This window comes from Nocardia shimofusensis NBRC 100134 (assembly GCF_001613125.1).
Lineage (GTDB): Bacteria > Actinomycetota > Actinomycetes > Mycobacteriales > Mycobacteriaceae > Nocardia > Nocardia shimofusensis.
The window spans coordinates 1-10,098 of sequence record NZ_BDBT01000054.1 but is presented as its reverse complement, the minus strand read 5'-3'; the positions used below and the strand labels follow the sequence as shown (position 1 = coordinate 10,098).

At 69.8% G+C, this 10,098-nt stretch carries 12 protein-coding genes and 1 pseudogene; 3 read left to right on the top strand and 10 right to left on the bottom strand.

The window, feature by feature from the left end; translation table 11 throughout:
* From NS3_RS27855 to sigE, 3 genes and pseudogenes are all read right to left on the bottom strand, one after another.
* Positions 1 to 269, bottom strand: a pseudogene (locus tag NS3_RS27855) (serine protease); the annotation flags it as partial.
* A 10-nt stretch (positions 270 to 279) separates the two neighbouring features.
* A complete protein-coding gene (locus NS3_RS27850; protein WP_067865968.1) occupies positions 280 to 615 on the bottom strand; it encodes an anti-sigma factor in 336 nt (111 codons plus the stop codon).
* 241 nt (positions 616 to 856) lie between these two features.
* Complete coding sequence (gene sigE, locus NS3_RS27845; protein WP_245649847.1) at positions 857 to 1,615, bottom strand: RNA polymerase sigma factor SigE; 759 nt, start codon at positions 1,613 to 1,615, stop codon at positions 857 to 859.
* A 288-nt stretch (positions 1,616 to 1,903) separates the two neighbouring features.
* Here sigE and NS3_RS27840 point away from each other — a divergent pair, with 288 nt between their 5' ends.
* Both NS3_RS27840 and NS3_RS27835 read left to right on the top strand, forming a co-directional pair.
* Positions 1,904 to 2,536, top strand: a complete 633-nt coding sequence (locus tag NS3_RS27840) for an O-methyltransferase (protein ID WP_067865958.1) — start codon at positions 1,904 to 1,906, stop codon at positions 2,534 to 2,536.
* Between the two features lie 83 nt (positions 2,537 to 2,619).
* Positions 2,620 to 2,841 (top strand): hypothetical protein, encoded by a 222-nt coding sequence (locus NS3_RS27835; RefSeq protein WP_067865955.1) that lies wholly within the window; start codon positions 2,620 to 2,622, stop codon positions 2,839 to 2,841.
* A gap of 15 nt (positions 2,842 to 2,856) precedes the next feature.
* Here the strand turns inward: NS3_RS27835 and glgC are convergent, their stop codons facing one another.
* Positions 2,857 to 4,071, bottom strand: coding sequence for a glucose-1-phosphate adenylyltransferase (gene glgC / locus NS3_RS27830; RefSeq protein ID WP_067865952.1), 1,215 nt, complete (start codon positions 4,069 to 4,071; stop codon positions 2,857 to 2,859).
* Positions 4,072 to 4,208: 137 nt separating this feature from the next.
* Between glgC and glgA the strand changes: the two genes are divergently transcribed.
* Complete coding sequence (glgA, locus tag NS3_RS27825) at positions 4,209 to 5,378, top strand: glycogen synthase (RefSeq protein WP_067865962.1); 1,170 nt, start codon at positions 4,209 to 4,211, stop codon at positions 5,376 to 5,378.
* A gap of 69 nt (positions 5,379 to 5,447) precedes the next feature.
* Here glgA and NS3_RS27820 read toward each other — a convergent pair whose 3' ends face one another.
* From NS3_RS27820 to NS3_RS27800, 6 genes are all read right to left on the bottom strand, one after another.
* Positions 5,448 to 6,320 (bottom strand): putative RNA methyltransferase, encoded by an 873-nt coding sequence (locus tag NS3_RS27820; protein WP_245649846.1) that lies wholly within the window; start codon positions 6,318 to 6,320, stop codon positions 5,448 to 5,450.
* Positions 6,307 to 6,474 (bottom strand): DUF3117 domain-containing protein, encoded by a 168-nt coding sequence (locus NS3_RS28725; RefSeq protein WP_011211259.1) that lies wholly within the window; start codon positions 6,472 to 6,474, stop codon positions 6,307 to 6,309. Before NS3_RS28725 ends, NS3_RS27820 begins: the two co-directional genes overlap by 14 nt.
* Before the next feature lie 103 nt (positions 6,475 to 6,577).
* A complete protein-coding gene (locus NS3_RS27815) occupies positions 6,578 to 7,231 on the bottom strand; it encodes a DNA-3-methyladenine glycosylase I (protein WP_067865946.1) in 654 nt (217 codons plus the stop codon).
* Positions 7,228 to 7,659 (bottom strand): DivIVA domain-containing protein, encoded by a 432-nt coding sequence (locus NS3_RS29370; protein ID WP_067865943.1) that lies wholly within the window; start codon positions 7,657 to 7,659, stop codon positions 7,228 to 7,230. Before NS3_RS29370 ends, NS3_RS27815 begins: the two co-directional genes overlap by 4 nt.
* 6 nt (positions 7,660 to 7,665) lie before the next feature.
* Complete coding sequence (locus tag NS3_RS27805; RefSeq protein ID WP_067865938.1) at positions 7,666 to 8,802, bottom strand: Mrp/NBP35 family ATP-binding protein; 1,137 nt, start codon at positions 8,800 to 8,802, stop codon at positions 7,666 to 7,668.
* Positions 8,803 to 8,821: 19 nt separating this feature from the next.
* Positions 8,822 to 9,658: a lytic transglycosylase domain-containing protein gene (locus NS3_RS27800; protein ID WP_067865960.1), complete on the bottom strand. Its 837-nt coding sequence runs from the start codon at positions 9,656 to 9,658 to the stop codon at positions 8,822 to 8,824.
* Positions 9,659 to 10,098 lie beyond the last annotated feature (440 nt).

Sequence of the window (10,098 nt, the reverse complement as noted above, 5' to 3'; positions counted from 1 at the left end):
GGGCGGTTGGGCGACGGCTGCGCCGCGGCGAGGGCGGTGGCGCCCGCCGCGCCCGGCGCGGGTTCGGCGAACGAGCCGCGCTGGCCGTTCGGCCTGCGGAAAGCGTGCGAGGTATGGGAGTCCACGTGGGGGCGATAGACCGGGCGCGGCCCGAGTACGGGCGCGTCCGACGGTCGCAAATTCCCCCGGTCGGACGCCGAATCGGACGTGTCGTTCGCGGCGGGTCGCGGCTCCGGCACCGTGGAGTTGTTCTGCGATTCGGTGGTCACGCGCCAAACTCTACTTGCGCCACCAGGCTGCCCACCGGGTCGTGGTGAACGAATCCGGCAGAAAACCGAGAACCGCCTCGTTGCGGGTGTTTGCGCGTCTGGCGGCGCCCGCGTCGGACGTGCTGTTCGGGCTGGGCAGCTCGGCCAGCGGGATACGCGAGAGGCTGTCGTGCAGGCCGCGCGGTATCGCGATCGGGCCGGACTGGCGCAGGGCGATGCGCGCCTGTTGCTGTGCCTCGACCTCGGCGACGCATTCCGGGCACTGGGACAGGTGCTGGGCCGCGCGCAGGTAGGCATTCATACGCAGTTCGCCGTCGACGTAGGCGACGACGGCCTCGCAGGCCAGATGCTCGGTGGGCGCGAACCGCTGGGGCCTGCCCTGTGGTGCCCGGCCCTGTTGTGGTCGGCCCTGTTGTGGTCGGCCCTGTTGTACGTGGCCCTGTGGCGCCCGGTCCGGGGGCGTCCTGCGCTGAGGCGGTCGGCCCGAACCGTGCGCGTTGCCGGGCGTGCTGGACTCGCCACTCATCACGGAGCTCACCTTCCGACCGTCATTCCACTCGACCGGGTCGCCGACCCGGGGTGGTCGATCACCCGACGTTCACGTCAGCGTTGTAGCGCTGCTGCGATCCATTATGCGCAAGGTGTTCGCGCAGTGCCTGACGGCCGCGATGGATCCGGCTGCGGACGGTACCCAGCTTGACGCCGAGGGTGGCGCCGATCTCCTCGTAGGACAGACCCTCGATGTCGCAGAGCACGACCGCGGCACGGAACTCCGGGGCCAGCGCGTCCAGAGCGGACTGCAGGTCGGGGTCGAGCCGGGCGTCGTGATAGACCTGCTCGGGCCCCGGCCCCTCGGCCGGCACTCGGTCGTAGTCCTCGGGGAGCGCTTCCATCCTGATGCGGTTGCGCCTGCGGACCATGTCGAGGAACAGGTTGGTGGTGATGCGGTGCAGCCAGCCCTCGAAGGTGCCCGGCTGGTAGTTCGACAGTGAGCGGAAGACCCGGATGAAGGTCTCCTGGGTGAGATCCTCGGCGTCCTGCGCGTTACCGGAGAGGCGGTAGGCCAGGCGGTAGACGCGGTCGGCGTGCTCGCGGACCAGTTCGTCCCAGGAGGGCATGACCGACCGGTCGCCGGTCGCGTCGAAGGCCGCGGTGCCGGAGAGATCCTCGTCGGCGAACTCCGCCTCGGACTGCCCGAGATCCGGCAGTTCGTCGGCGGCGAGTTCGGAGCCCGCCGGTTCGGGCAGTACGGTGTAGCCGGCGGGAACGGTGGGCGCCCCGGCGTCGGCTCGTCGAGCCTGCGCCGCCGTCTGCCCCGGAAGTGTCGCGAACGAACCCTTGACCATGTGGATGGGGCTACCTCCTACTCGGGACCGTAAACGCGCGGTACCCGCTGCGGTCCGGGTCTCGAACCGTCGCGTATCCGGTACAACGAGCCGAAGGTGTCTCGTTGTTCCCGCCGCCGGGTGGTTGTTCCGCGGCTGCCGCGCTCTACTGGTCTTGCCTGGTCCTACTCTTTCCTGTCCCGATATGCCCTGGATATGGAGATACTGAGGGACTGCTGAGAAAACGGCGGCCCTCGTTTGCTGTTGTCGCAGCGCCGATAGCGGGCGCGCCCCATTAGCCTCATACCCGTGGCATCGAACCTGGAGCGCAATCTCGCCTACGTGGAGGAATCCGTCGTGGAGGACGAGATCCTCGTCAGCGCGCGCGAACGTGCCGTGGAGCTGGGAGCCGCCCCGGTACCGGCGTCGGTCGGCGCGCTGCTCAGCGTGATGGCCCAGGTGCTCGGCGCGAAGGCGGTCGTCGAGGTGGGCACCGGTGCGGGCATCAGCGGTCTGTGGCTGCTCGACGGCATGCGCGAGGACGGCACGCTCACCACCATCGATTCCGAGCCGGAGCATCAGCGGGCGGCCAAGGAAGCCTTCCGTGCCGCCGACATCCTGCCCGCCCGCACCCGGCTGATCAACGGACGCGCGCTCGACGTGCTGCCCCGGCTGGCCGACGGCGCCTACGACATGGTCTTCGTCGACGCCGCGCCGTTGGAGCATCCCGAGTACATCGCGCAGGGTGTGCGGCTGCTGCGTCCGGGCGGCGTGATCATCCTGCACAACGCGCTGCTCACCGGGCGGGTGCCCGACTCCGGCCAGCGCGACGCGGTGACCCAGGCGGTGCGCGCGGCCACCCGCGCGGTCGCCGAGGACCCGGAGCTCACCAGCGTGCTCATCCCGGTGGGCGACGGGTTGCTCTGCGCGTCCCGCTGCTGATTTATCCACGCACGCTCGTCACCCCCACCCGTGCCGAACCGTCGTTGCGTCACACCGAGGGGTGGGGCAGGAGGGGACCCACCGTGTTCCTGCTCGACAACAACGACGACCGCAACCGGATCGAATGGGGCGGCGCGACAGTAGTGTTCGGGCTGCTGCTGCTCGCCGCGATCGTGCTGGCCGTGCTGGTCAACACCGCCGATTTCGGTACGGGCGAGACCGAGAACCCGAGCACGCGGACCTCGACACCGCAGCCCTCGCCCGGTCCGTGCGAGCCGTTCTGCCTGACGCCGCGGACCGGGTGACCGTCCCCCCGGTTCCTAGACCCACACGCCCTTGCCGACTGTGACCACCCCGCCGTTGCTGACCGCGAAGCGCTCCCGGTCGCGTTCGAGATCGACGCCCAGGATCTCGCCCTCGCCGACCACCACGTTCTTGTCCAGGATGGCCCGGCGCACCACCGCGCCGCGGCCGATCCGCACGCCCGGCATCAATACGCTGCCCTCGACGGTCGCGCCGTCGTCGATGAGGACATTGCTGCTGAGCACCGAACTGCGCACCGTCGCCGCCGACAGGATGCTGCCCGCGCCGACGATGGACTCCTCGGCCAGCCCGCCTCTGGCGAACTTGGCGGGCGGCAGGTTCTCCGCGGCGCCGCGGATCGGCCAGTGCTTGTTGTAGAGGTTGAACACCGGATGCACCGAGACCAGGTCCATGTGCGCGTCGTAGAAGGCGTCGATGGTGCCGACGTCGCGCCAGTAGCCGTGGTCGCGTTCGGTCGCGCCGGGCACCTCGTTGTCGGCGAAGTCGTAGACGCCTGCCTCGCCCGCGGCCACCAGCGAGGGAATGATGTCCCCGCCCATGTCGTGATCGGAGTCGGAGTTCTCCGCGTCGGCACGAATCGAATCCACCAGCACCTTCGTGGTGAAGACGTAGTTGCCCATCGAGGCGAACGTCACATTCGGGTCGTCGGGGGTGCCGGGCGGGTGCGCGGGCTTCTCCAGGAATTGGGTGATGCGCCCGGACTCGTCGGAATCGATGCACCCGAACGCACTGGCCTCGCTGCGCGGCACCCGGATACCGGCGACGGTCACCCCGAGGCCGGAATCGATGTGGTGCTGGACCATCTGCTCGGGGTCCATCCGGTACACGTGGTCGGCGCCGAAAACCACGATGTAGTCGGGATCTTCGTCGTAGATGAGATTCAGCGACTGCATGATCGCGTCGGCGCTGCCGGTGTACCAGCGCGGGCCGAGCCGCTGCTGGGCGGGCACCGGCGTGATGTATTCGCCGGCGAATCCGGACAGCCGCCAGGTCTGGGAGATATGGCGGTCCAGCGAATGTGATTTGTACTGGGTGAGTACACACAATCGCAGGTATCCCGCGTTGACGAGATTGCTGAGTACGAAATCGATCAGTCGGTACGCACCGCCGAAGGGGACTGCCGGCTTCGCCCTGTCAGCGGTGAGCGGAAAAAGGCGTTTGCCCTCGCCACCGGCGAGCACGATCCCTAGTACGTGCGGCTGGCTCCTCACTCTGCCCAAACTACAGTGTCGGCGGGGCACGAGTGGCCCCACGTGGGGGGAGCGTCTACTTTGGACCGGTGAGTTCAGGCACGGACGACGGGCGCTCGCCGGGGGGCTCCGGCGTGGCGGGCGATACCGGACATCGATTGCGCGTCGCCATGCTGACCCGCGAATATCCGCCGGAGGTCTACGGCGGCGCGGGAGTCCACGTCACCGAATTGACCGCCAGACTGCGCAATCTGACCGAGGTCGACGTGCACTGCATGGGCGCGCCGCGCGCGGACGCGATCGTGCACGACCCCGACCCGGCGCTGGACGGCGCGAACGCCGCGGTGCGGATGCTCTCGGCGCAACTGCGCATGGCCGATGCCGCGGGTGAGGTCGACGTGGTGCACTCGCACACCTGGTACACCGGTATGGCCGGGCATCTGGCCGCCACGCTCTACGGCGTCCCGCACGTGCTCACCGCGCATTCACTGGAACCGCGCAGGCCGTGGAAGGCCGAGCAACTCGGCGGCGGATACCGGATCTCGTCGTGGTCGGAGCGCAATGCGATGGAGCACGCCGACGCCGTCATCGCGGTGAGCGAGGGCATGCGCCACGACGTGCTCGACGCCTATCCCGCCATCGATGCCGACCGGGTGCACGTGGTGCACAACGGCATCGACCCCACGCTGTGGCATCCGGGCGCCCCGCCCGCGGGCGAGCGGCCGATCCTGGAGGAACTGGGCGTGCGGCCGGATCTGCCGATCGTGGCCTTCGTCGGCCGCATCACCCGGCAGAAGGGCGTCGGCCACCTGCTGGCCGCGGCGAGGGACTTCGACCCCGACATCCAGCTGGTGCTGTGCGCGGGCGCGCCGGACACCCCGGAGCTGGCCGCCGAGACCGCCGCGGCCGTCGATCGGTTGCGGGAGGGGCGCGATCACGTCTTCTGGGTGCGCGAGATGCTGCCGACCGAGAAGATCCGCCAGATCCTGGCCGCCGCCGCGGTCTTCGTCTGCCCCTCGGTGTACGAGCCGCTCGGCATCGTGAACCTGGAGGCGATGGCGTGCGCGACCGCGGTGGTCGCCTCCGACGTGGGCGGCATCCCCGAGGTCGTCGACGGCGGGGTGACCGGCAGCCTGGTGCACTACGACCCGCTCGCCGCGGTGGACTACGAACGAGCGCTCGCCGAGGCGGTCAACGCGGTCGCCACCGATCCGGTGCTGGCCGCGCGGTACGGCGAGGCCGGACGGGCCCGCGCTATCGCCGATTTCGACTGGACGCGCATCGCGGCGCGCACCGTGGAGGTCTACGACCACGTCCGCAAGCTCTGAGCGCACGTTCGCCAACGGCGACCGCGGGCGCGAGCTCACCGTCGGCTCGGAGAGATCGGGGTCGGCTGCTCAGGCGGGCCGATAGACCGACACGGCGACCGAGGCGGTGACCTCGATCCGTTCGGGTAGCGCCGCCAGGCGGGTGTCGGCGGGCACCGTGACATGGTGGGCCGAGGGACCCATGCCTACCAGGTGTGCGGCCTGGTCGCGGGTGAGTTCCATCGAGTACTGCACGATCGTGCGTTCGACCTGTTCGAAATGCCCGGCCATCGCCTCGGCGACGCGACGGTCCTTGTCCGGGTCGACGCTCACCATGCCCAGCGGACCGACCAGCTCGCTCAGGTGGGTGGCCGTGGGGATGACCACGAGGTAGCGTCCGGTCCGCGCGAGCACCCGAGCCGCCTCGGCCGGGTTGCGCGGCGCGAACACCGTCAGCACATGACCGAGCACGCCGTCGCGTACGGGGAGACCACGCCAGGCGTCGGCGAGCACGGCGGCGGCCCGCGGATGCGCTCGCGCGCACCGCCGGGCGGCGGGTTTGGCCACGTCCAGCGCGATGCCCCGGGCTTCCGGGCAGGCGTCGAGAGCGCGCGAGAGGTAGTAGCCGGTGCCCGCGCCCACCTCGAGCAGCGCCTGCGGCGCCGATCCGCCCGTGACGACGGCCTCGGCCACCGCATCCGCGATGGGTGCGAAGCCGCCGCCGCGTTGAAAAGCAGCGCGGGCGTCGAGCATGTCCGCGGTATCACCGGTCATCTTGGTGGAGGCGCCGGTCAGCAGACCGACGTATCCCTGACGGGCGATATCGAAACTGTGTCCACGGACGCAGTGCAGTGCCCGTGGCGTATCGGGACCGGTGGGCTCGATACGCATGGCCTGTCCGCATTCCGGACAGGCCAGCAGATCGGCGACCTCGGCCAGCGCCGACCTACTAGCTGGTGACACTCTTCAGTTCGTCACCGAGCGCAGCGGCTTCATCCGGCGTGAGCTCTACGACCAGCCGCCCGCCACCCTCGAGTGGAACCCGCATCACGATTCCACGCCCTTCCTTGGTTGCCTCGAGGGGACCGTCCCCGGTGCGGGGCTTCATGGCCGCCATCCTCTGCTCCCTCCAGATCTGCGCGGTATTCTGCGCACTTTCTTGGAACTACAGTTGTCACCAACCAGGTAGCTCGCCGGGTATTCGGCGAGCTACACCGGACCTATTCTTCCCTATCGCCGATCATGGCGGATACCTGAGTTCGAAATGTGATCGCGGCGGCGGCGCGGTGCGCCTCGCCGCCGACCCAGCAATCGGCCAGATGATCGTCGACCATTCCGGTGGCCTGCATCAGCGCGTACGCGGTGGTCGGTCCGACGAAACGGAATCCGCGCCGCTTCAATTCTTTTGCCAGAGCGATGGATTCGACGCTGGTCGCGGGGATTTCCGCGCCGTTTCGCGGGCGCGGCCGCGCGGGCGGCGCGAAGGACCACACCAGTTCGTCGAGGGCGGTGTCGAGCTCGGCGGCCACTCGCGCGTTGCCGATGGCCGCCTCGATTTTCGCGCGATTGCGCACGATGCCGGAATCGGCCAGCAACCGCTCGACATCGGCGGCGCCGAACGCGGCGACCCGCTCGATGCGGAACCCGTCGAAGGCGCGGCGGAAGCTCTCCCGCTTGCGCAGGATGGTGATCCAGGACAGGCCCGACTGGAATGCCTCGAGGCACACCCGTTCGAACATCGCGTCCGCGCCGCGCAGCGGCACGCCCCACTCGAAGTCGTGGTACTCGCGGTAGAGCCGAGCCGACGGGGAATCCTGGGTGAACCGCGCCCAGGAACAGCGGTGGTGGCCGTCGCCGTCGACGGGATCGGTCACGGCTGGGTCCTGCCGTTGGACACGGGCGGGTCGGTGCGGACCCGGTCCGCGGGGGGCGCGGTGGTGTCGGCGGGCCGGGGGCCGGTGGCCTCGACAGTGCGGGGCCGGGGAATCTCGGTGGGGGTGTCCCCCGCCGGGGCGGCCGCGGCCCGCGCCTGCGCGAGTTCGGCTTGCAGCTCGTCGATGCGCGCGGCCAGCCGGGCCAGCGCCCAGTCGACCTCACCGGCCTTGTAGCCGCGCACGACCTGCTGGAAGCGCAGCGCCCGCACGTCGGCGCCGGTGATGGACTCGGCGGGCAGCACCGTCGCGGTGGTCCCCTCCGGCAGCGGGCCCAGTTCCTCACCGCGACCGAAGACCATGCTCGCCAGCAGGAACAGCACGCCGGCGACCACGCCGACGATCAGCACGTACCCCAGCAGTGTCAGCACGGCGGCTTACAGATGCCGGGTGGTGTCGATGCCCAGCGACATGCCCGCAAGTCCGCGCCTGCGCACGGCCAGCTTGTCGGCGACCTCGCGCAGCGCCTTGGCGGCCGGGCTGTCCGGGTCGCGCAGCACGATCGGGGTGCCCTCGTCGCTCGCTTCGCGCAGCGCCTGCTCGAGCGGGATCTGGCCGAGCAGCGGGACCGGCGCGCCGACCGCGCGGGTCAGGCTGTCGGCCACGGTCTGGCCGCCGCCGGAGCCGTAGAGCTCCATGCGGCTGCCGTCGGGCAGGTCCAGCCAGGACATGTTCTCCACGACGCCGGCGATGCGCTGGCGGGTCTGCAGGGCGATCGACCCCGCGCGCTCGGCGACCTCGGCCGCCGCGGCCTGCGGGGTGGTGACCACCAGGATCTCCGCGTTCGGGATCAGCTGCGCGATCGAGATCGCGACATCGCCGGTGCCCGGCGGCAGATCCAGCAACAGCACGTCCAGATCGCCCCAGAACACGTCGGCCAGGAACTGCTGCAGCGCGCGGTGCAGCATCGGGCCGCGCCAGACCACCGGCGTATTGCCCTGGGTGAACATCGCGATCGAGATGACCTTCACGTCATGGGCGACCGGCGGCATGATCATCCGCTCCACCTGGGTGGGGCGGGCGTCGGTGCCGAGCATGCGCGGCACCGAGTGGCCGTAGATGTCGGCGTCGAGCACGCCGACCGAGAGCCCACGCTCGGCCATCGCGGCGGCGAGGTTGACGGTGACGCTGGACTTGCCGACACCGCCCTTGCCCGAGGCGACCGCGTACACGCGAGTCAACGAGTTGGGCTGGGCGAAGGGAATCACCGGCTCGGCGGAATCGCCGCGCAACTGCTTGCGCAGTTCGGTGCGCTGCACGTCGTTCATCACGTCGAGCTCGACGGTGACCGCACCGGCTCCGGGAACGTCGGCCACCGCCTTGGTGACCCGCTCGGTGATCTCCGTCCGCAGCGGGCAGCCCGCAGTGGTCAGGTAGACCTCGACGTGGACATTGCCCGCGTCGTCGATGGCGATGTTCTTCACCATGCCGAGTTCGGTGATCGGCTTGCGGATCTCCGGGTCGTCGACCTTGGCGAGCGCGCCCCGTACGTCCGATTCCGTCAGCTGTGGCATGCCCGGAATTTTAGGCGTTCTAGATTCGCGGCAGCTGCGCGGGCTGGGGCGCGACCTCGTTGGCGTAGGCGTTCTCCCACGCCATGACATTGGCGACGTAGGCCATCGAGTTGTTGTAGCGCAGGATCGCGCGGCTCTGCTGGGACAGATCGCGCATGTCCAGGCCGCCGTCGCAGAGGTACTTTCCGGTGGTCAGCGCCGCGTCGTAGAGGTTCTGCGGATCGGCGATCCCGTCGTCGTTGCCGTCGGCGGCGTAGCGCTTCCAGGTCTCGGGCAGGAACTGCATCGGCCCGACCGCGCGGTCGTAGCCGGACAGCCCGTCGAGGTTGCCGTTGTCGCTGTCGTAGATCACGGCGTTGCCCGCCAGCGAGCCGTCGAGCACCGGACCGTAGACCGGCTTCAGCGGATTGCCGTCGGCATCGGCCTTGCCGCCGAAGGCGTGCGTCGACTCGACCCGGCCGATGCCCGCCAGCATCGTCCACGGCATGTGGCATTGCGGGTCCTCGGCGGCCAAGGTGCGTTCGGCGGCGCGGTAGGCGGCCTCGGAGATGCCCGGCATGCCGAGCGTGCCCTTGGGGAGATCGGCGGCGAGCCGATCACCGGACAGCGCAACGCTTTTCACCTGAGGCTTGGGCTTCTTGTGCTGGGCGGCCAGCGCGTGGGTGAGATGTTCGTCCACGTCGAGTGTCGCGGCGCCGAGCACGTCGTTACCCTCGGCCACCGGCATGACGCCGGCGTCGCCGTCGAGCCCCGAGGTCGCCGCGCAGGTGACCAGCCCGGCCGGAACCAATCCGGTGAGTGCGAGAACGGAACCGCGCCGGACCGGCGCGGGGGACTGCTTACGATGACGCCCCACGGTGTGGTGACCCTCCTCGAACGACACAGCCGAGGAATCCGGTGCGGCACAACGCGATAACGAAGTTTCGCCCGCTGGTGGCACCGGGCTCCTGTGTAGACGAGAGAGAGATTACAGCATCCGAGATCTTTTCGTTACCCCTTCGTGATGTGTAATAAGCATCAAACCGGTTATCGGCGAAAATCCACCTCGCGCGGTGAGTTCCGTCCCGCGCCGCCGCCCGGCGTCGCCGCGGTGAATGCGGCGGGACGCGGCTCGGCCGCGGGCATCACCCCTGTGGCGGGCATCACCCCTGTGGCGGGCATCACCCCTGTGGCGGGATCAGCCCTGTGGCGGGATCAGCCCTGTAGCGGGATCAGCCCTGCGGCGGGGCCGGCGCGGGTGCGGGCGGCAGTGGAATGGTGATGCCGAACGGCAGCGTGATGGCGGGCGCGGGCGGC

Bases quoted from the DNA above. Each gene is read 5' to 3' on its own strand.
- sigE (WP_245649847.1), bottom strand. From the start codon at position 1,615: ATGGTCAAGGGTTCGTTCGCGACACTTCCGGGGCAGACGGCGGCGCAG.
- NS3_RS28725 (WP_011211259.1), bottom strand. From the start codon at position 6,474: ATGGCGGCCATGAAGCCCCGCACCGGGGACGGTCCCCTCGAGGCAACC.
- NS3_RS27805 (WP_067865938.1), bottom strand. From the start codon at position 8,802: ATGCCACAGCTGACGGAATCGGACGTACGGGGCGCGCTCGCCAAGGTC.